The sequence below is a fragment of the Actinophytocola sp. genome, from assembly GCF_036002505.1.
Classification (GTDB): domain Bacteria; phylum Actinomycetota; class Actinomycetes; order Mycobacteriales; family Pseudonocardiaceae; genus DASYTH01.
Genome location: NZ_DASYTH010000095.1, coordinates 1 through 21,703, shown reverse-complemented (window position 1 = coordinate 21,703; position 21,703 = coordinate 1). Strand labels below are relative to the sequence as shown.

Sequence of the window (21,703 nt, the reverse complement as noted above, 5' to 3'; positions counted from 1 at the left end):
GCGCAGGATGACGGGCCAGCCGGTGGTCGAGGCGGTCGGGGTCGGCAAGCGGTTCGGCTCCACCGTCGCGCTCGACGACGCCGGCATCAGCGTCCGGCCCGGCGAGGCGCACGCCCTGGTGGGCCGCAACGGCGCCGGCAAGTCCACGCTCGTCTCGATTCTCACCGGGCTGCAGGCGCCGGACCGGGGAACCGTGCTCTTCGGCGGTGCGCCGGCGCCGCGACTGTCCGATCGGGACGGTTGGCGGCGCCGGGTCGCCTGCGTGTACCAGCGCTCCACGGTGATCGGTGAGCTGACCGTGGCGGAGAACCTGTTCCTCAACCGGTACCAGCGCTCAGCGGGGCTGATCAGCTGGCCGAAGCTGCGCCGGGAGGCCGCGCGGCTGCTGGCCGGCTGGTCCGTCGACGTGGATCCCCGGCTGCCGGCCCGGGAGCTGGGCGTCGAGGACCGGCAGTTCGTGGAGATCGCGCGGGCACTGTCGTTCGGCGCCCGGTTCATCATCCTCGACGAACCGACCGCGCAGCTCGACGCGGCGGCCATCAACCGGCTGTTCGACCGGATGCGCGGCCTGCGGGAGCAGGGGGTGACGTTCCTGTACATCAGCCATCACCTGCCGGAGATCTACGAGATCTGCGACACCGTCACGGTGTACCGGGACGCGCGGCACGTCCTGACCGCGCCGGTGGCCGGTCTGTCCCGCGCGGACCTCGTCACCGCGATGACCGGTGAGGCCCGCCCCGGCGAGGCCATGAGCCATGCCGGCGCCGCCACCGGCGAGCCGGTGCTCACCGTCACCGGACTGTCCGCTGTGGACCGCTACGCCGGTGTCGATCTCGAGGTCGGCGCCGGGGAGATCGTGGGTCTCGCGGGCGCGGGCGGCAGCGGCAAGGCCGAGCTGGCCGAGACCCTCGTCGGCCTGCGCCGTCCGGACACCGGCACGGTCTCGGTCGCCGGCCGGCCGCTGCGGCCCGGCGACGTGCCCGCCGCGCTGGCCGCCGGGGTCGGCTTCGTCCCGCAGGACCGGCACCGCCAGGGCCTGGTCGGCGGCATGTCGGTGGCGGACAACGCCACGCTGACCATCCCGCGCCGGCTCGGCCCGGCCGGCTTCCTCAAGCGTGCCCGGCGCGACGGCATCACCCGCACGATGATCGACAACCTGGCGATCAAGGCACCCGGCCCGGGCCTGCCGGTCGCCGGCCTGTCCGGCGGGAACCAGCAGAAGGTCGTCATGGCGCGGGCCCTGGCCAGCGACCCACGGCTGCTGGTGCTGATCACGCCGACCGCCGGCATCGACGTGCGGTCCAAGGAGTTCCTCCTCGGCAAGATCGCCGACGTCGCCGGCCGGGGCACCGGCGTGGTGATCGCTTCCGACGAGCTCGACGACCTGCGCGCCTGCGACCGCGTGCTGGTCCTGTTCCAGGGCCGGATCGTCGCCCGGTTCGCCCGCGGCTGGGCCGACAACGACCTCGTGGCCGCCATGGAAGGAGTAGTGGATGTCTGAGACCACCGAGCTGGCGCGCCCGCCGGTGGCCCCGCCGCGTTCGACCCGGCCGGCCGGCGGCACGATCGCGCTCGCGAAGCTCCGCGACCTCGCGCTCATCCCCGCCATCGTGGCGATCTGCGTGATCGGTCAGCTCGTCAACCCGGTGTTCCTGCACTACGACAACCTGATCAACGTCCTGCAGACGATGTCCGAGATCGCGCTGCTCGTGCTCGGCCAGACCATCGTGCTGGTGGCGGGCAAGATGGACCTCTCACTGGAGTCCACCTTCGGCCTCGCGCCCGGCATCGCCGCCTATCTCACCGTCACCGGCGGACAGGGGCTCGGCCTGCTGCCCGGTGGCTGGGCCGTTCCGGTGACGCTGGCGGTCGGCGTCGCGATCGGCGCGATCAACGCCGTGCTGATCGTCCGGTTCGGACTCAACGGGTTCATCGTCACGCTCGGCATGCTGATCGTGCTGCGCGGGCTGCTCACCGGGATCAGCGGCGGCCAGACGTTCTTCCACCTGCCGGAGTCCATGATGTACCTCGGCAGCACCACCTGGTTCGGCGTGCCGGCGTCCATCTGGATCTGCCTCGCGCTGTTCGCCACCGGCATCGTCGTGCTCGGCTTCACCAGCGCCGGCCGCTCGCTCTACGCCGTCGGCGGTAACGTCGACGCCGCCAAGGCCGCCGGCATCCGCACCGACCGCGTCCTGATCGGCGCGCTGGTCGCGGCGAGCCTGCTGGCCGCGGTCGGCGGGCTGCTGCTGTCCGGCCGGCTCGCGTCGGTGGCCGCCGCCCAGGGCAACGGCGCCATCTTCACCGTGTTCGCCGCCGCCGTGATCGGTGGGGTCAGCCTGAGCGGCGGTCGCGGCACCGTTTTCGGCGCGTTCACCGGCATCCTGCTGCTCTACCTCATCCAGAACGTGCTCACCCTCGCCGGCGTACCCGCGCAGTGGATCGGCGCGCTCAACGGCGCGATCATCCTCGTCGCCCTCGTGCTGTCCCGGATCACCAGCGGGCGAAACCAGGAGTAGGACCGACACGAACAGGACAAAGGAGTCCATGTCCGGGCGTTGAACAACTGACCATCTGAATGCCGGCGGCATCCGTCAGATGCCGCTCGGCTCGATTCCTCGCGGCCTTTTACCGGTGGCGTAATTCTGGTGATCAAATAAACAAATAAGGTTCAATTGGAATTTGGGCGCCCGGAGGTTGACCGGTGCGGTCGGCGTAACTACCGTGAGAGACATCCGGCCTGTCAAACATTGTTCGAAATTTCGAACAATGTTGGAGAACGGTCCCGGGAAGCAGCGCTGCTTCAGGAAAGGTCCCTGCAATGCCTTCCTCGAGATTTACCCGTCGCAATTTGCTGGCCACGGCCGGGGTTGCCGGAGCGGCGGCGGCGACCGGCGTGTTGCGGGCCGGGTTCGCGTGGGCCACCGCCGGTCCGAGCCATTACGACCCGACGTGGGCGTCGGTCGACCAGCATCCGCCCGCCCCGGAGTGGTTCCAGGACGCGAAGTTCGGTATCTACTACCACTGGGGAGCGTGGAGCGTACCGGCGTTCGGCAGTGAGTGGTACCCGCGCAACATGTGGATCAGCGGGTCCGCGGAGAACCAGCATCACATCTCCACGTTCGGCGATCTGTCGGCGTTCCCGTATCACAACTTCATCAACGGCGCGCGGGACCGGGCGGGCAATTTCGTGCAGTTCGCGCCGCGTTTGCGGTCGGCCGGGGGGAACTGGGATCCGAACGAGTGGGCGCAGCTGTTCGCCGACGCGGGGGCGAAGTTCGCCGGTCCGGTGGCCGAGCATCATGACGGGTTCTCGATGTGGAACAGCACCGTCAACGAGTGGAACTCGGTGGCCCGCGGGCCGCGACTGGATCTGTTGCGGTTGCACGCCGACGCGATCCGGGGCAAGGGACTGAAGCTGCTGGCGGCGATGCACCATGCGTTCAACTTCCTCGGCTATTACGACCACGTGCCGGCCCAGTCCGATCCGAGCCTGCGCAAGCTGTACGGGCAGCTGGACCGGGCGTCGCAGGAGCAGTTGTGGTTCAACAAGCTCAGGGAGGTCATCGACGGTTACCAGCCGGACATCGTCTGGCAGGACTTCGACCTCGCGCCGATCAGCGAGACGCAGCGGCTGAACTTCCTTGCCTACTACTACAACAAGGCCGTCGCCTTGAACAAGGACTTCGTGGCGACCTATAAGGACGGGTTCAACAACCGGGGCGAGGTCTTCGACTTCGAGCGCGGCGGGCCGGCCGGCATCCAGACTCCCTACTGGTTGACCGATGACAGCGTCTCCCCGTCCACCTGGGGCTTCGTCAACGGCATGAGCGTGTTCTCGACGAAGGCGATCCTGCACGCGCTGATCGACCGGGTGAGCAAGAACGGCAACATGTTGCTCAACATCGCGCCGATGGCCGACGGCACCATTCCGAACGCGCAGCGCCAGATCCTGCTCGGGTTGGGTGACTACCTGCGGCGGTTCGGTGAGTCGATCTACGCCACCCGCGCGTGGGCGGCCTTCGGGGAAGGCCCCACACAGATGGGCGGCGGGTCGTTCCAGAACCCGCGGGAGGGCACCGGTCAGGACATCCGGTTCACCCGCAGCAAGGACAACACGGTGCTGTACGCCACCGTGCTGGGTTGGCCGGGCGGCACCCTGAACATCGGCACGCTCAGCTCGACCCGGATCAACCTGAGCACCCTGACCTCGGTGCAGCTGCTCGGCCCCAACGCCGGGCAGGTCACGAACCTGCCGAACCGCACCCAGGACGGGTCCGGCCTGCACGTCGCGATGCCCGCGTCGAGTCCGCCGTTCGCGGCGAACGCCTATGTGGTGAAGCTGGTCTTCTCCGGACAGATTCCCACCCTGGGCGTGGCGCCGATTCCGACGAGTTGGGCGCGGATCGTCAACGACGCCACCGGGTTGGTGATCGACAGCGGCGGCAGTGTCGGCTCGGGTTCCCGGCTCAAGCAGTGGACCTGGGACGGCAGCACGAACCTGCAGTGGCAGCTGGTGCCGCTGGGCGGCGGCTGGTTCCGGATCGTCAACCGCACCAACGGCATGGTCGCCGACAGCTTCGGCAACGCCGCCAACGGCGCCATCTGCCTGCAGGCGCCGTGGAACGGCGGGAACAACCAGCAGTGGCGGCTCAACGACGTCGGCGGCGGGCACTTCCAGATCATCAACCGGGGTACCGGAACCGCCCTGGACAGCGCCGGCAACACCACCGTCGGCTCCGACACGACCATGTGGGCGCCCAACGGCAGCCCCAACAACCACTACACCATCGTGGCCGTCTGAGAGGAACCCTGTGATGCGACAACGAATTCGCTTCGTGCTCGGCGTCATGGCGGCAACCGTGGTGACCCTGGTGGGCAGTGCCAGCCCGCCGGCCAGCGCCGCGGACGCACCCTATTCAGTGCTGGTGTTCTCCAAGACCACCGGTTTCCGCCACGACTCGATCCCGCAGGGGATCCAGATGGTCCGGGATCTGGGCGCGGCCAACAACTTCACGGTGACCACGACCGAGGACAGTACCCAGTTCAACCCCACCAACCTGGCCCGGTTCCAGGCGGTGGTGTTCCTCAACACCACCGGGGATGTCCTCGACCCGACCCAGCAGACCGCGCTGGAGAACTACATCCGTGCCGGCGGCGGGTACGTCGGCATCCACTCCGCGTCGGACACCGAGCACGACTGGCCGTTCTACGGCCAGCTGGTGGGCTCCTTCTTCGTCTCGCACCCGGCCATCCAGCAGGCCACCCAGCGGATCGAGAACCGGGCGTTCCCGGGAACCTCCGGGCTCGGGCAGACCTGGACGCGCACCGACGAGTGGTACAACTTCCAGACCAACCCGCGGGCCAACGTCCGCGTTCTGTCCACACTGGACGAGTCGAGCTACTCCGGCGGTGCCATGGGTGCCGACCACCCGTTCACCTGGTGCCAGAGCTTCCAGGGCGGCCGGTCGTTCTACACCGGCAACGGCCACAACCAGGCCACGTATGGTGAGCCGGCGTTCCGCGCGCTGATTCTCGGCGGTATCCGGTACGCGGCCGGACGCGCCAAGGCGGACTGCCGCCCGGAGACCGGCTACACCACGCTCTACAACGGATCCACCACCGGCTGGGCCCAGTCCGGGCCCGGCAGCTTCACCAACACCGACGCCACGCTGACCTCGACCGGCGGGCTCGGGATGCTCTGGCACAGCGCCAGGGAGTTCCACGCCTACTCGCTCAAGCTGGACTGGATGATGCCCGGCGACGACAACTCCGGCGTGGTCGTCGGGTTCCCGGCCGGCAGCACCGGCGACCCGAACCAGGCCCTCGCCCAGGGCTACGAGGTGCAGATCGACGCCACCGACACCGTCGACAAGACCACCGGGGCGATCTACGGGGTGAAGGCGGCCGACCAGGCCGCCCGGGACGCCGCGCTCAACCCGCCGGGCGCGTGGAACACCTTCGAGCTGCTGGTGCAGGGGGAGAACCTGCAGGTGTTCCTGAACGGCGTCAAGATCAACGACTTCACCAACAGCGACCCCGCCCGGTCGCTGACCGACGGTTTCATCGGCATCCAGAACCACGGCACCGGCGATGACGTGTCCTTCCGCAACATCCGGATCAAGGAGCTGGGCGGCACCACCCCGCGGGTCGGGCCGATCACCGGTGTCGGCGGCAAGTGCGTCGACGTCAGCGGCATGTCCAGCACGGACGGCACGAAGATCCAGCTGTGGACCTGCAACGGCCAGTCCAACCAGCAGTGGACGGTCGGCTCGGACGGGACGATCCGCTCGCTGGGCAAGTGCATGACCGTCAACGCGACCACGAACGGCAGCCCGGTGCAGTTGTGGAGCTGCAACGGCGGTAACGGTCAGCGGTGGACCCCGGGCGCGAACAGCTCGCTGGTCAACGCGCAGTCGGGCAGATGCCTGGACGCCAACGGAGGCAGCTCCGCCAACGGCACCCAGTTGATCATCTGGGACTGCCACGGCGCCACCAACCAGCGCTGGACCCTCCCGTAAGTCTCCTGGAAGGCGGGACATGGCTACGCAGAGCCGGAACATGGCTACCGGAAGCCGGAACATGGCTACCGGAAGGCGGGACATGGCTACCGGAAGGCGGGACACGCCCGGCTGCCGCCCGCACCCTGCAACCCGGAGGAGTCACTGATGAAACGTCCGCACATCGGTGTTCGGCGGCTGCGCCGGGTCGCGGCACTGTGCATGGGCCTCGTGCTCGCCGCGGGCGCGCTGGTCACGGTCAGCGCTCCCGCCCAGGCCGACGCCTCGATCACGATCAACGGCGCCAGCGGTGGCCGGACGTTCGACGGGGTGGGGGCGATCAGCGGCGGTGGCGGCAACTCCCGGCTGCTGATCGACTATCCGGAGCCGCAGCGGACGCAGATCCTGGACTACCTGTTCAAGCCCGGCTTCGGGGCGGCGGTGCAGATCCTCAAGCTGGAGATCGGTGGCGACACCAACTCGACCAGTGGGGCCGAGCCCAGCCATCAGCACTCCCGATCAGACCTGAACTGCAATCGCGGCTACGAGTGGTGGCTGGCTGAGCAGGCGAAGGCGCGCAATCCCAACGTGAAGCTGTACGGCCTGGCCTGGGGCGCGCCCGGGTGGATCGGCAACGGCAGCTGGTTCACCACCGACTCGATCAACTATGTCCTGGCGTGGCTGGGTTGCGCGGCCCAGCACGGCCTGACGATCGACTATTTGGGTGGCCGCAACGAGAAGGGCCGCGACCTCACCTGGTTCGAGAACTACCGCGCGGCGCTGAACTCGCACGGCTTCAGCAGCATCAAGATCGCCGCCTCGGACGATATCAACAACTGGAGCGTCGCCGATGACGCGGTCCGCGACCCGGCGTTCGGCAATGCCGTGCAAATTCTGGGTGTCCATTACGTCTGCGGTTATCGCAGCGCGCAGACCAATTGTCCAAGTAGCAACAACGCACTCGCCTCCGGGAAGATCCTGTGGGCGAACGAGAACGGATCCGACGACTTCAACGACGGCGCGGTGGCGCTGGCCCGGGGCATCAACCGGGATTACATCGACGGCAAGATGACCGCCTACATCAACTGGCCCATCATCGCCGCGGTCACGCCGAACATCCCGTTCCCCACCATGGGCGTCACGCTAGCCCCGGAGCCGTGGTCGGGGTTCTACTCGGTCGGCAAGAACACCTGGACCATGGCGCACACCACGCAGTTCACCGCGCCCGGCTGGCGGTACCTGGACGCCTCCAGCGGTTACCTCAACGGCAGCCGCACCCAGGGCAGCTTCGTTTCGCTGAAGTCCCCGAACAACACCGACTACTCCACGATCGTCGAAACGATGGACGCCGGTTCCGCCCAGACGCTGCGTTTCAGCGTCACCGGCGGGCTGTCCACCGGCCAGGTACACGTGTGGGCTACGAACCTGCGGTCCAACAACCCGGCCGACTTCTTCGCGCACACCGCCGATATCACGCCGAGTGGCGGCAGCTACTCGGTGACCGTCCAACCGGGATTCGTCTACAGCATCTCGACCACCACGGGAGCGGGCAAGGGCACCGCGACCAGCCCTGCCCGGCGGAGTTTCGCCCTGCCCTACGCCGATTCCTTCGACGGCGACGCGGCCGGCACCGAGGCGAAGTACCTGATGGACATGCAGGGCGCGTTCGAGGTGGTCGGCTGCGGCGGCGGGCACACCGGGCAGTGCGTGCGGCAGATGGCGCCGCAGAACCCCATCTTGTGGAACGGTCTGTCGGATCCCTATGCCCTGCTGGGTGATCTGAGCTGGACCAACTACACGGTGTCCTCCGATGTGCTGCTGGAGCAGAGTGGCACGGTCAACCTCATCGGCCGCGCCACCGCCCAGGGCAACGTGGGTGGACCCGCCGGGCTGAACGCCTACCGGCTGCGGGTGAGCGACGGCGGGGCCTGGTCGATCCTGCGGCAGAACGCCGGCGCGACCACCACGCTGGCCAGCGGCACCGTCGCCGCGCTCGGCACGGGACGCTGGCACAACCTGTCCCTCGGTTTCGCCAGCGGCACGATCACCGCCCGGATCGACGGCTCCACGGTCGGCACGGCCAACGACTTCACCTACGGCAACGGGCAGGTCGGCTACGGCACGAGCGTGGGCCAGACGGCGCAGTTCGACAACCTGTCCATCACCCCGGGTCAGAGCAACGGCAACACCGGCCTGGTGCACGCGATCGGCTCGGGCAGGTGCCTGGACGTCAACGCCGCCACCACCACCGTGGGCACTCAGTTGCAGATCTGGGACTGCAACGGCGGTTCGAACCAGGTCTACACCCGCACCACCTCGAGGCAGCTGAATGTCTACAGTGGAGCAAATCTCCGGTGCCTCGACGCCCTGAACGGCGGAACCGGTCCCGGCACCCAGGTGGTGATCTCGACCTGCACCGGCGGCGCCAGCCAGCAGTGGCAGTTCAACGCCAACGGCACCGTCACCGGTGTCCAATCCGGACTGTGCCTGGACGTCAACGGTCAGGGCACCGCCAACGGCACGAAGGTCCAACTGTGGACCTGCAATGGCGGCAGCAACCAACAATGGAGTCTGAGTTGACCCTGCGAACCCGGCTTCGCCGGCTCGCGCCGGTCGCCGTGGCCACCCTTGCCGGTGCGGTGCTGTCCACCGCACCGGCGGCCATGGCCGCCGGTACCGGGCCGTGCGACATCTACGCCTCCGGCGGCACACCCTGCGTGGCCGCGCACAGCACGGTACGCGCGCTGTTCGGCTCGTACGGCGGAAACCTCTACCAGGTCCGGCGCTCGTCGGACAACACCACCCGCGACATCGGGGTGCTGGCCGCCGGCGGCACCGCGAACGCCGCGGCGCAGGATTCGTTCTGCGCCGGCACCTCGTGCGTGATCACGGTGCTCTACGACCAGTCCGGCCACGGCAACGACCTGTGGTACCAGGGATCGAGCGTGGTTCCCGGCTCGAGCCAGAGCCGCCCCGCGACCGCGACGTCGGAGTCGCTGACGATCGGCGGCAGCAAGGCCTACTCGCTGTTCATCAATCCCAGCAACAGCTACTGGCGCGACGGCCACCTGTCGGGCATCCCCACCGGCAGCGCGCCCGAGGGCATGTACATGGTGACCAGCGGCACGCACGTCAACGGCGGCTGCTGCTTCGACTATGGCAACAGCGAGACGACCAGAACCGCCGACGGACCCGGCGCGATGGACTCGATCAACTTCAGCACCCAGTGCTGGTTCGGCGGGTGCACCGGAACCGGCCCGTGGGTCCAAGGCGATCTCGAGTTCGGGCTCTACTCCGGCGGAAGCCAGACCTGGAACCAGAACCAGCGCGCATTCCCCAGCCGGTTCGTCACCGCCACGCTGAAGAACAACGGCACGTCCCGGTTCGCGATGAAGGGCAGCAACGCGCAGTCCGGCAACCTGTTCACGCTCTGGGACGGCTCCCTACCGCCTGGATACAGCCCCATGCGCAAGCAGGGCGCCATCATCCTGGGCAGCGGCGGCGACTGCTGCAAACCGGGCGGCGGTGCCAACCTCAGCGCCGGAACCTTCTATGAGGGCGCCATGGTGTCGGGCTTCCCGTCCGACGCGACCGAGAACGCCGTGCAGGCCAACATCATCGCCGCCGGGTACGGCAGCGGTGGCGGCTCCGGCACCACCGGTGCACTCCGTGCGGTCGGCGCCGGCAGGTGCCTCGACGTCCCCGGTTCCACCACGGCGCAGGGGACCCAGGTGCAGATCTGGGACTGCCACGGCGGCACCAACCAGACCTGGACCCGCACGACCTCCGGCGCCCTGACCGTCTACAGCGGCGGCAACCTCCGCTGCCTGGACGCTTCAGGTCAGGGCCGAACCAACGGCACCCCGGCCATCATCTGGGCCTGCAACGGCCAGGTCAACCAGCAGTGGACCGTCAACGCCAACGGCACCATCACCGGCGTCCAATCAGGACTGTGCCTGGACGTTGCCGGTCTCGGCACCGCCAACGGCACCAAGGTCCAACTCTGGACCTGCACCGGCGCCAGCAACCAGCAATGGACTCTCGGATAGAGGATTCCGCGATGCGAAGGAAAATCAGGCTCCCGGCGGCCGCGGCCGCCCTCGGACTGATCCTGGCGATGCTCGTGATCCCGCCGGCGTCGGCCGCGGACAACCCGTTCCAGCGCGGTCCGGATCCGACGCCGGCCTACGTGGCGTCCACGAACGGCGGCTTCGCCACCGCGCAGCTGACCGTGCCGCCCGGCAACGGATTCAACGGCGGGTTCATCTACTACCCGACGGACACCAGCCTCGGCACCTGGGGCGCGGTGGCGATCGTGCCCGGCTTCACCGCGCTCTTCGCCAACGAGGAGGCGTGGATGGGCCCCTGGCTGGCCTCCTTCGGCTTCGTCGTGATCGGCGTCGAGACCAACAGCCGCACCGACAACGACGTCAACCGCGGCACCCAACTGCTCGCCGCGCTGGACTACCTGACCCGGCAGAGCCCGGTGCGCGACCGGGTCGACCCCAACCGGCTGGCCGTGATCGGCCACTCGATGGGCGGCGGAGGCGCCATCAACGCGGTCGAACGTCGCCCGTCACTCAAGGCCGCCGTCCCACTCGCACCGTTCTCCCCATCGCAGAACCTGTCCACCGACCGGGTACCGACAATGATCATCGCCGGGCAGAACGACACCGTGGTCACGCCGTCCTCCCTCGACGCCCTCTACGCCACCATGCCGGCCGCGACCCAGAGCGCGTTCGTCCAGATCGCCGGCGCCGACCACCTGTATTTCACCCATCCCAACGCCCACGAGATGCGCCTCGTGATCCCCTGGCTGAAGACGTTCGTCGACAGCGACACCCGCTACCCGCAGCTCCTGTGCCCGACCCTGGCCGACTCGACCGGTATCTCCCAGTACCGCAGCAAGTGCCCGTACGTGCCGCCGGGCGGGTCCCCGCCACCGGCCGGCCAGACGATCGTGGGTGCCGGGTCGGGCCGATGCCTGACCGTCCCCGGCAACAGCACATCCAACGGCACCCAGACCCAACTCCAGGACTGCGCCGGCGCCTCCGGCCAGCGGTGGACCTCCACCCCCGGCAGGCAACTCACGGTGTACGGAACCAAGTGCCTCGATGCCTCCGGCCGGGGCACCGCAAACGGCACCGCCGTCATCATCTGGGACTGCAACGGGCAGACCAACCAACAGTGGAATGTCAACGGGAACGGCACGATAACCGGCGTCCAGTCCGGGTTGTGCCTGGACGCCTCCGGCCAGGGCACCACCAACGGCACCAGGATCCAGCTCTGGGCCTGCAACGGCCAAGCCAACCAGCAGTGGTCCGTGCGCTGACCATCCGAGGAGGAGACATGGACAATCAGGACACCCCTGTCCGGCCACGGGTCCCGCGCCGGGCGCGTACCGCGCTGCTCGCCGCGGCGCTCGTCGCCGGCTCCACGCTCGCGACGGTGACGTTCGCCGCTCCGTCGCAGGCCGCCGGTCCGGCGCCTTGTGACATCTATGCGTCCGGCGGTACGCCCTGTGTGGCCGCGCACAGTACGACCCGGGCGTTGTTCCAGGGCTACAGCGGCCGGCTGTACCAGGTCAGGCGCGCGTCGAACAACCAGACCCTGGACATCAACGCGCTCAGCGCCGGCGGGGTCGCCAACGCCGCCGCGCAGGATTCGTTCTGTGCCGGCACGACCTGCCTGATCACGATCATCTACGACCAGTCCGGCCGGGGAAACCACCTCACCCAGGCGCCCCCCGGCGGGTTCCAAGGCCCGGCTCCGGGCGGATTCGACAACCTGGCGAACGCGACCGCGGCACCGGTCATGGTCGGCGGCCAGAAGGCGTACGGGGTCTTCGTCGCGCCGGGCACCGGCTACCGGAACAACGCCACCAATGGCATCGCCACCGGCAGCGCGTCGCAGGGCGTGTACATGGTCGCCAACGGCAGGCACTTCAACAGTGGCTGCTGCTTCGATTACGGCAACGCCGAGACCAACTCCCGGGACAACGGGAACGGCCGCATGGCCGCCGTCTACTTCGGCACGTTGTGCTGGTTCGGGTTCGTCGTCCCAGGCCAGTGTGTGGGCTCCGGCCCGTGGGTGATGGCCGACCTGGAGAACGGCCTCTTTGCCGGTGCCAACGGAACCAACCTGAACAACACCGGCCGCAACGGCACGTTCGTCACCGGAATGATCAAGAACAACGCGACGAGCTATGCCATCAAGGATGCCGACGCGAACTCCGGCGGCCTCAAGACCAGCTACAACGGACCGCTACCCACCACCAGCGGGTACACACCCCTGCGCCTGGAGGGGGCGATCATCCTCGGCATCGGCGGCGACAACAGCAACGGCTCCGCCGGCACCTTCTACGAGGGCGTGATGACGTCGGGCTTCCCCTCCGACGCCACGGAGAACGCGGTGCAGGCCAACATCGTCGCGGCCGGCTACGCCAACGTCACCGGCGGCACCAGCGGCGCGCTGCACGCAGTGGGTGCGGGCAAGTGCCTCGACGACCCGAACTCGACCACCACGCAGGGCACCCAGCAGCAGATCTTTGACTGCAACGGCCAGGCCAACCAGGCCTGGACCCGCACCTCGTCCAACCAGCTCACGGTCACCGTCGGCGGCCAGACGCTGTGCCTGGACGCCTCCGGCCGCGGCACCACCAATGGCACACCGGTGATCATCTGGGCCTGCAACGGCCAGAACAACCAGCAATGGAATTTCAACGCCAACGGCACGATCACCGGCGTCCAATCCGGACTGTGCCTGGACGTGACCGGCGCCGCCACCGCCAACGGCACGAGGGTCGAGCTCTGGGCCTGCAACGGCGGCAGCAACCAGCAATGGACCCTCGGATGATCAAGGATCAGTTCGTGCGGGCAGGGAGGGCGATCCTGAGCTGTCTGGGAACCGCCCTCCTGCTCGCCGCCATGCTCGTGCGGCTGGCCGCGCCGGCCTCGGCCGCGTCACTGGTGCAGATCACGAATTTCGGCAACAACCCGAGCAACCTGCTGATGCACATCTACGTGCCGGACAACCACCCGGCACGGCCGGCGATCCTGGTGGCGGTGCATTACTGCGGCGGCTCGGGCCCGGTGTTCTTCAGTGGCACCGAGTTTGCCCGGCTGGCCGACCGGTTCGGCTTCATCGTGATCTACCCGACGGTGACCCGGAGCAGCAAGTGCTTCGACGTCTACACCCAGCAGGCCCTGCACCGGGACGGCGGCAGCGATCCGGTCGGCATCAAGGCGATGGTCGACTGGACGGTGGCGAACCGGAACGGCGACCCGAGCCGGGTATACGTCTCCGGCGCGTCGTCGGGCGCGATGATGACCAATGTCCTGCTCGGCGACTACCCGGACGTGTTCAAGGCGGGCGCGGCGTTCAGCGGTGTCCCGGCGACGTGTTTCGCCACCACACCGCCGAACGAGTGGAACTCCGACTGCGCGGGCGGCAACATCATCAAGACGGCGCAGCAGTGGGGTGATGCGGCGCGCGGCATGGACCCCGGCTACACCGGCCCACGGCCGCGGATGCAGCTGTGGCACGGCGCCGCGGACACTACCTTGCGCTTCCCGAACTTCGGGGAGGAGATCAAGCAGTGGACGAACGTGGCCGGGTTGAGCCAAACCCCCTCGTTCACCGACAGCCCGCAGTCCGGCTGGACCCGGACCCGCTACGGCGGCACCGGTACGCAGGCTCAGGTCGAGGGCGTCAGCCTGCAGAACGTGGGCCACACCCTGCCGATGCCGGGCATGGCCGCCATGGCCATCTCCTTCTTCGGCCTGGACGGCACTTCCCCGCCGCCACCGCCCGCTGGTGAGGTGCGCGCGGTCGGCGCCGGCAGGTGCCTGGACGTCCCCGGCGCCACCACGGCCACCGGGACCCAGCTGCAGATCTGGGACTGCCACGGCGGGACCAACCAGGTCTGGACCCGCACCGCCGCCGGCACGCTGACCGTCTACAGCGGCGGCAACCTCCGGTGCCTGGACGCTTCCGGCCATGGCACCGCCAACGGCACGCCAGTGATCATCTGGACCTGCACCGGCCAGACCAACCAGCAGTGGAACGTCAACGCCAACGGCACGATCACCGGCGTCCAATCCGGATTGTGCCTGGACGTCTCCGCCGCTTCGACCGCCAACGGTGCCAAAGTCCAACTGTGGAGCTGCACCGGCGCCGGCAACCAGCAATGGCAGCTCGGTTGAATCCACGTCGTCGACAGCTTGGAGTGAACATCATGCGACGAACAACCTCGCTGCTCGCCACCGCCGCGCTGGTGGCGAGCGCCGTCACCACCATCCTCACCGCACCGCAGCCCGCGCACGCCTGGGACAACGGGCTGGCCCGCACGCCGCCGATGGGCTGGAACCAGTGGAATGCCTTCGGCTGCAACGTGACCGACGCGCTCGTCCGGGCGACGGCGGACAAGTTCGTGTCCGCCGGGCTGCAGGCGGCCGGTTACCAGTACGTCAACATCGACGACTGCTGGATGACCCGGAACCGGGACGGTGCCGGGAACCTGGTGCCGGATCCGGCGAAGTTCCCCAACGGCATCCGGGCGGTCGCCGACTACGTGCATTCGAAGGGGTTGAAGCTGGGGATCTACTCCAGTGCGGGCACGGCGACGTGTGCGGGATTCCCGGCCAGCCTCAACCGCGAGCAGCAGGACGCGAACCTGTGGGCGTCGTGGGGTATCGACTATCTGAAATACGACAACTGCAACAACCAGGGTGTCGACGCACAGACCCGGTATCAGCGGATGCACGACGCGATCGCCACGACCGGCCGGCCGATGGTCTACAGCATCACCGAGTGGGGCAGCTCCACGCCGAAGGTCTGGACCTGGGGAACGCCGATCGGCCACCTGTGGCGCACCACAGGTGACATCAACGACTCGTTCGGCTCGATGCTGTCGATCTACAAGGCGAACGTGGTTCTTAGCGGGTTCGCCGGCCCGGGTCACTGGAACGACCCGGACATGCTGGAGATCGGCAACGGCCACATGACCGACACCGAGTACCGCAGCCACTTCACCCTCTGGTCGATGATGGCCGCGCCGCTGATCATCGGCACCGACCTGCGCAACGCCAGCACCGCCACGCTCAATATTCTGGGCAACCGCGACGTGATCGCCGTCGACCAGGACACCCGCGGTGTGCAGGCCCGCGAGGCGCGCTCGTCCGGTGGGCTGCACGTACTGACCCGGCCACTGTCCAATGGGGACTTCGCGGTGGCGCTGTTCAACGAGAACGCCTCCACGGCCACGATCACCACCAACCCCAGCGAGGCCGGCCTACCCAGTTCATCCTCCTACCGGCTGTTCGACCTGTGGTCCAAGGCGACGACCACGACCACCGGCACGATCAGCGCGTCGGTCCCGGCGCACGGCACCGTCGTTTTCCGGGTCACGCCGGGCACTCAGGGCGGGTCGACGTTCGTCAGCGACATGACCTGGCAGGCCTCCACCAACGGCTGGGGTCCGGCCGAGCGGGACCGGTCCAACGGCGAGCAGGCGGCTGGCGACGGGCGCACGTTGACGATCGCCGGTACCACTTTCGGCAAGGGCATCGGCGCGCACGCGGCCAGCACGGTCGACGTGAACCTCGGCGGGCGGTGCTCGACGTTCACCGCCGACGTCGGCGTGGACGCCGAAGTCGGCACCAACGGCAGCGTCACCTTCTCCGTCCTCGGCGACGGCGCCACCCTGACCACCACCGCGGTGCTACGCGGAGGCCAAGCGGCGCAACACCTCTCGGTCAACGTCACCGGCCGCAACGTGCTGCGCCTGCAGGTCGGCAACGGCGGCGACAACATCAACTTCGACCACGCCGACTGGGCCAACGCCCAGCTCACCTGCACCTGAGCGGGGAAAGCAACGTGACGTTGCTTTCCCGCAGGGAGTGAACGTGACGTTGCTTCCCCACACCGGGGAAAGCAACGTCACGTTCTGCTCCGTCAGGTTGGGTGACAAGTGGGTTCATGATCGCTGTTTTGGGGCGTTCACGCCCATATTTGAGCGTCAACGCCCCAAAACGACGATCTTGACCCCGGTTCCCCGATAGCAAACGGACCCCAACCCCCAACCCCCGGCATCGGCGCCCGGCCGACCCAAGCCCCGACCCGCTCTCCTCCCAAGCTTTCTTTACAGCCTGCACCCCACCCACCCACCCACCCACCCACCCGCCGCCCGCCGATCCCCACCCGACCACCCCGGCGAGCCATGCGCCCCAAGACTCACGAACGAGACGAGCGAAAGGAAATCGAGTACGATTTCCGAGTAAGCCTAGTCGTCATTGTCGATTCGAAATCGAAGCGCTTCGATTCGAATTCGACTCGAAAGTCGATTAGCTGACCCCCCCGATTATGGACCGAGGAAGTTCCATGCATCACACATTCCATAGGCATCGTCGTCACGTTCTGGTTCTGGCCGCCGCGGTGGTCGCCGCCGCCGGCATTCCGGTGTCGCCGGCGGCCGCGGCCACGTCGGCGTCGGTGACCGTCAACGCCACGGTGAGCCGGGCGGTGATCCCGGCCGGCGGGCACGGCATCAACTCCGCGGTGTACGACGGGAACATGAACCAGGCCGCGGTCCCGGGCCTGCTGCGGGACGCGGGATTCCGCGCGATCCGCTACCCGGGTGGCTCCTACGGCGACATCTACCACTGGCAGACCCATACCGCCGACGGCGGGTTCGTCGCGCCCAACACCACGTTCGACCAGTACATGAGTACCGTTCGGACGGTCGGGGCGCAACCGGTGGTGATCGCCAACTACGGCACCGGCACCGCGCAGGAGGCCGCCGACTGGGTGCGCTCGGCCAACATCACCCGCGGGTACGGGGCGCGGATGTGGGAGATCGGCAACGAGGTGTACGGCAACGGGCACTACGGCGCCCAGTGGGAGGCCGACAACCACACCGACAAGGGCCCGCGCGGCTACGCCACCAACGCCGTGCAGTACATCTCGGCGATGAAGGCGGTCGACCCGTCCATCCGGGTCGGCGTGGTGCTGACCACCCCGGGCAGCTGGCCGGACGGCATCGTCGGCCCCGGCGACAGCGCCGACTGGAACAACACGGTGCTGTCGATCGTCCAGGGCCAGGCCGATTTCGTGATCGTGCACTGGTATCCGGGCGCGAGCTCGGCCGCGGACAGCCTGACCAAGGTGGCGCAGATCCCGACGATGGTCGGCGCGCTGCGCACGCTGATCAACCGCTACGCCGGCAGCCGGGCGCCCAGCATCGGCATCACGGTCACCGAGCTGAACCCCAGCTTCCAGCTCGACAGCGCCACCGCGGCCCTGTTCGCCACCGACAGCGTGCTGACCTGGTTCGAGAACGGCGCGATCAACACCGACTGGTGGAACACCCACAACGGCACCAGCAGCGGGCCCGGGACCAATGAGGACGGCACGCCCGACTTCCACGACGAGGGCATCCTGTCCTCGGCCGGCACCGGCGAACCCGCGCTCAACACCCCATTCCCGCCCTATTTCGGGCTGTCCATGGTCGGCCGCGCCGGAGCCCCGGGCGACACCCTGGTCCAGGCCTCCTCCACCTCGCTGCTGGCCGCGCACGCGGTCCGCACCGCGGCGGGCGGTCTGAACGTGGTGCTGGTCAACAAGGACATCGCCAACTCGACCACGGTGTCGCTGTCCTACACCGGGTTCACCCTCGGCTCGAGCGTGAGCGCCGCGCAGTGGCAAAGAGGGGCGACGTCCATCAGCACGTTCACCCAGTCCTCGGCCAACTCGATCACCGTCCCGCCGTACTCGGTGACCGTGCTCCGGCTCGGCGGGGATGGTGGCGGCACCACCGGCCCGCTGCGCAACGTCGCCGCCAGCCGCTGCCTCGACGTCAACGGCGTCAACCAGACCAACGGCACCCGAGTGATCATCTGGGACTGCCACGGCGCCACCAACCAGCAGTGGACCACCACCGCGGCCAGCGAGCTGCGCGTGTTCGGCGGCAAGTGCCTCGACGCCCTCAACCACGCCACCGCACCCGGATCGCCCGTCGGCATCTGGGACTGCGGCGGCGGCACCAACCAGAAGTGGACCCTCAACTCCAACGGAACCATCACCGGCCAGGAATCCCGCCTCTGCCTCGCCCCGACCAACAACGCCACCACCAACGGCACCGCCATCGTCCTGGCCACCTGCACCACCGCCACCACCCAGCAATGGAGCCGCCAATAGGGGTCATGACGCCGCCGCGGCCCTGGCGCGCAGGTCGGCCTCCGCGACCTCGATGGCCGCGGCGAAAGCCGTGTGGAACTCGGCGACGCCCTTCGCCCCGAGCGTGAAGCTCGTCGAGCTCTCCGGTGCATAAATTGCAATCGAGCCATTGTCGACCTCGATCACGTACACGCCGAGATCGCCCCAGGCGTCGGTGCAATGGGTCAGCCAACTTCGCCGCGGCTCGGAGAGTTTGATATACGTTTTTCGGCCGGTCTGAAGTGGGCGTGTCGCCGGACATGACCGTCTCCCTCTCGTATCGGGCTGGTAGGTTGAGGTTTCGTTGCCCCTGGGAAGCTTCGGCCGGACCGGTATTTGTGGACCAACGGCTTGCCGGGGCGCAACGGGTGGCGAATTGGATCAGAATTCGGTGACGCTGTGCTGTTACCGGGCGGCAAATGACGGAGAGGCACATGGCTCGGACCCCGAAGGCGCGAGCGCTCGGCGCGGCCCTGCGGCAGGCCCGCGAGGAGAAGCAGATACTGCTGCGCCAGCTCGGCGCCGCGATCGACCGCGACATCGGGGTGCTCTCCCGCTGGGAGACCGGCGAGCGGACGCCGAAACCCGAACACGTCGCCCAGATCCTCACCAGGCTCGACGTCGAAGGCGACCGCTTCGCCGAGATCATGACGCTGGCCTACGGCACCAACGAGCCGCTGTGGTTGGCGACCACCCTTCCCGAGCAGCGCCGGCAGATGACCGCGTTCCTGGACTGGGAGCGGAACGCCCGGCGGATCGTCGAGTTCTCCCCGCTGCTGGTGCCGGGGGTTTTGCAGACGAGCGATTACATCCGCGCGATGATGACCGCCCCAGGTGCAAATATCCCGGCCAGCGAGGTCGCATCGCGGATCGCCACCCGGATCGGCCGCCGGCAGGCACTCACCAAACACAATCCGGCGAAACTGTTGGCCCTGATCGGACAGGCCGCGCTCACCCAGGAGATCGGCGGCCGGCAGGTCATGATCGAGCAACTGCGGCACCTACTGGAGATGGCGGCCTGGCTCAACGTCGAGCTGCGCATCGTCCCCGACCGGCGCGGCTGGCATCCCGGCCTGGAAGGCGAGTTCACGCTCATCGAGACACCGCTCACACCGACCAGCCTCGCGTCGATCGTGTGCGTGGGCAACCGGCGGACCGTGCTGATCCTGCACGAGGACGACGACGTGGCCGACTATCGAAGCGCGAGCGAACGTATCCTGGGTGTGTCCCTACCGCCAGAAAAATCAGCCGCGTTCATCGCCGAGCTGATCCACCGAATGGAGAACTACCATGGCTAGCAAGCACCTCTGGCGCAAGGCGCGCCAGAGCGTGAACAGCCAGAACTGTGTGGAGCTGCGCGACACCCTCGATGCGGTGCGCGACTCCAAGAACGCCGCCGGCCCGATCCTGCTCGGTGACACGGGGGCGCTCGTGCGGGCCGCGCGGGCCGGACACCTCGACCACTGACGCCCCGCAGATTGTCCACAGTGGAGTACGAAAGGGAGCGAAGATGGCGCGAGTGCTGATCCTGACCGGGGATGCCGCCGAGGAGCTCGACTCGATGTACCCGGTGTTCCGGCTGCGCGAGGGCGGCCACGAGGCGATCGTGGCCGCGCCCACCACGCGACCGGTGAAGCTGGTGGTGCACGACTTCGAGCCCGGCTGGGACGCCTACACCGAGAAGCCCGGCCACCAACTGCCCGTGGACCTGGCGTTCCGCGACGTGCACCCCGAAGACTACGACGCGCTGGTGATCCCGGGCGGCCGGGCGCCGGAATACATCCGCACGGACCCCGACGTGGCCCGCATCGTCCGGCACCACTTCGACCGCGGCCTCCCGGTCGGCACGATATGCCACGGCCCGCAGGTGCCGGCCGCACTAGGTCTGCTGCGCGGCCGCACCACCGCCGCCTACCCGCCGTTGAAGGCCGACATGGAGCATGCCGGTGCGACGTTCGTGGACGGGCCCGACGTGGTGGACGGCGCGATGGTGTCCTGCCGCGGCTGGCCCGACCTGCCCGAGTGGTCGCGCGCCTTCCTGCAGGTGCTGGAGAAGGCGACCGTCCCGGCCTGACCGGTCGAGCACGGCTACGCGGGCGGGACACGCCAGGCGCGAACCGGTGCCCGCCTTGCCCGGACCAGGCGTGCGTACCTGTCCGGGCGGGTGGGCCAGGCGCGGGTCAGTGGAGTTGCACTTCTGGTTGGTTCCGCCGTTGCAGGTCCAGATGACGAGCTTGGTGCCGTTCGCGGTGCCGGCGCCGAAGGCGTCCAGGCACTGTTGCCGTAGACCATCAGCTGTTGCCAGTCGCTGGACCATGCGGGGGCGGATCAGATGAGAACACGTTCCACATGACTGGTTGGTCCGCGCGCCTGGGTATGCCTGAACGGTTACGGCCGCACATGAGGCCACGCTGGCAGCTGCCTCGCGTGTCAGCCCGTGCCAGACTCGGGCTCGATCGCTGGCCAGCCCTGTGGTTGGCTCCGGTGTGCGCACCCTGATGTATGTCCGCAAGCGGGTCCTGGAGTGGCGCGAGGTGGGCGATCCGGTGCTCGAGGTGGACTCCGACGCGCTGGTACGGCCGTTTGCGGTAGCTCGGTGCGATCTGGACGACGCTTTTCTGCGCCATGACCTCGGTACTGCGATGCGGATCGGCCACGGTGTCGGTGTGCTGGACCGCCGGTTGCTCCACGACCTCGGGCGTCGTCCGTTCACCGGTCCATTTCCGTTCGGGCACGAGTGTGTCGCCGAGGTGGTCCGGACCGGTGCGGCGGTCGGATCGGTCGCGCCGGGCGATGTGGTGGTCGTGCCGTTTCAGATCTCCTGCGGTCGGTGTGCGTCCTGTGGTCGAGGTCTGACCGCGGCCTGCGGCACCGACCGGCGAACCGCCATCTCGATGTACGGCCTGGGCCAGGCGAGCGTCGGGTGGGGCGGCGTGCTGAGTGATCTGCTGCGGGTGCCGCACGCCGACCACATGCTGCTGCGGGTGCCG

16 protein-coding genes are annotated in these 21,703 nt (G+C 68.3%); 15 read left to right on the top strand and 1 reads right to left on the bottom strand.

Annotation, left to right across the window (positions count from 1 at the left end; translation table 11 throughout):
• Nucleotides 1–7 precede the first annotated feature (7 nt).
• From VGR06_RS07370 to VGR06_RS07320, 11 genes are all read left to right on the top strand, one after another.
• Nucleotides 8–1,501: a sugar ABC transporter ATP-binding protein gene (locus VGR06_RS07370; RefSeq protein WP_327558209.1), complete on the top strand. Its 1,494-nt coding sequence runs from the start codon at nucleotides 8–10 to the stop codon at nucleotides 1,499–1,501.
• On the top strand, nucleotides 1,494–2,519 hold the full coding sequence (locus VGR06_RS07365; protein ID WP_327558208.1) for an ABC transporter permease: 1,026 nt from the start codon (nucleotides 1,494–1,496) through the stop codon (nucleotides 2,517–2,519). Before VGR06_RS07370 ends, VGR06_RS07365 begins: the two co-directional genes overlap by 8 nt.
• A gap of 302 nt (nucleotides 2,520–2,821) precedes the next feature.
• Entirely contained in the window at nucleotides 2,822–4,804 is a 1,983-nt protein-coding gene (locus VGR06_RS07360) for an alpha-L-fucosidase (RefSeq protein WP_327558207.1), read from the top strand.
• Between the two features lie 13 nt (nucleotides 4,805–4,817).
• Nucleotides 4,818–6,521 carry a ThuA domain-containing protein gene (locus tag VGR06_RS07355; protein ID WP_327558206.1) on the top strand — a complete coding sequence of 568 codons (1,704 nt, stop codon included), beginning with the start codon at nucleotides 4,818–4,820 and terminating at the stop codon, nucleotides 6,519–6,521.
• Nucleotides 6,522–6,668: 147 nt separating this feature from the next.
• Complete coding sequence (locus tag VGR06_RS07350; RefSeq protein ID WP_414637180.1) at nucleotides 6,669–9,080, top strand: ricin-type beta-trefoil lectin domain protein; 2,412 nt, start codon at nucleotides 6,669–6,671, stop codon at nucleotides 9,078–9,080.
• Nucleotides 9,081–9,163: 83 nt separating this feature from the next.
• Complete coding sequence (locus VGR06_RS07345; RefSeq protein WP_414637184.1) at nucleotides 9,164–10,549, top strand: arabinofuranosidase catalytic domain-containing protein; 1,386 nt, start codon at nucleotides 9,164–9,166, stop codon at nucleotides 10,547–10,549.
• An 11-nt stretch (nucleotides 10,550–10,560) separates the two neighbouring features.
• On the top strand, nucleotides 10,561–11,832 hold the full coding sequence (locus tag VGR06_RS07340; protein ID WP_327558205.1) for a ricin-type beta-trefoil lectin domain protein: 1,272 nt from the start codon (nucleotides 10,561–10,563) through the stop codon (nucleotides 11,830–11,832).
• Nucleotides 11,833–11,849: 17 nt separating this feature from the next.
• Nucleotides 11,850–13,355, top strand: a complete 1,506-nt coding sequence (locus tag VGR06_RS07335; RefSeq protein WP_327558204.1) for an arabinofuranosidase catalytic domain-containing protein — start codon at nucleotides 11,850–11,852, stop codon at nucleotides 13,353–13,355.
• Entirely contained in the window at nucleotides 13,352–14,704 is a 1,353-nt protein-coding gene (locus tag VGR06_RS07330) for a PHB depolymerase family esterase (RefSeq protein ID WP_327558203.1), read from the top strand. Before VGR06_RS07335 ends, VGR06_RS07330 begins: the two co-directional genes overlap by 4 nt.
• A gap of 32 nt (nucleotides 14,705–14,736) precedes the next feature.
• Nucleotides 14,737–16,362 carry an NPCBM/NEW2 domain-containing protein gene (locus VGR06_RS07325; protein ID WP_327558202.1) on the top strand — a complete coding sequence of 542 codons (1,626 nt, stop codon included), beginning with the start codon at nucleotides 14,737–14,739 and terminating at the stop codon, nucleotides 16,360–16,362.
• Nucleotides 16,363–16,880: 518 nt separating this feature from the next.
• Nucleotides 16,881–18,695, top strand: coding sequence for a ricin-type beta-trefoil lectin domain protein (locus VGR06_RS07320; RefSeq protein ID WP_327558201.1), 1,815 nt, complete (start codon nucleotides 16,881–16,883; stop codon nucleotides 18,693–18,695).
• 3 nt (nucleotides 18,696–18,698) lie between these two features.
• Here VGR06_RS07320 and VGR06_RS07315 read toward each other — a convergent pair whose 3' ends face one another.
• Nucleotides 18,699–18,866 (bottom strand): hypothetical protein, encoded by a 168-nt coding sequence (locus VGR06_RS07315; protein ID WP_327558200.1) that lies wholly within the window; start codon nucleotides 18,864–18,866, stop codon nucleotides 18,699–18,701.
• Nucleotides 18,867–19,147: 281 nt separating this feature from the next.
• On the opposite strand from VGR06_RS07315, the gene VGR06_RS07310 reads away from it, so the two are divergent.
• From VGR06_RS07310 to VGR06_RS07295, 4 genes are all read left to right on the top strand, one after another.
• The gene (locus VGR06_RS07310; RefSeq protein ID WP_327558199.1) at nucleotides 19,148–20,011 is read left to right on the top strand and encodes a helix-turn-helix transcriptional regulator; all 864 of its coding nucleotides are present in this window, start codon (nucleotides 19,148–19,150) and stop codon (nucleotides 20,009–20,011) included.
• Nucleotides 20,004–20,180 (top strand): DUF397 domain-containing protein, encoded by a 177-nt coding sequence (locus VGR06_RS07305; RefSeq protein WP_327558198.1) that lies wholly within the window; start codon nucleotides 20,004–20,006, stop codon nucleotides 20,178–20,180. The genes VGR06_RS07310 and VGR06_RS07305 overlap by 8 nt, the downstream gene beginning before the upstream one ends.
• A 43-nt stretch (nucleotides 20,181–20,223) precedes the next feature.
• Nucleotides 20,224–20,787 carry a DJ-1/PfpI family protein gene (locus VGR06_RS07300; protein WP_327558197.1) on the top strand — a complete coding sequence of 188 codons (564 nt, stop codon included), beginning with the start codon at nucleotides 20,224–20,226 and terminating at the stop codon, nucleotides 20,785–20,787.
• Nucleotides 20,788–21,199: 412 nt separating this feature from the next.
• Nucleotides 21,200–21,703, top strand: a 504-nt coding sequence (locus VGR06_RS07295) for an alcohol dehydrogenase catalytic domain-containing protein (RefSeq protein WP_327558196.1), incomplete at its 3' end; no start/stop codon positions are given.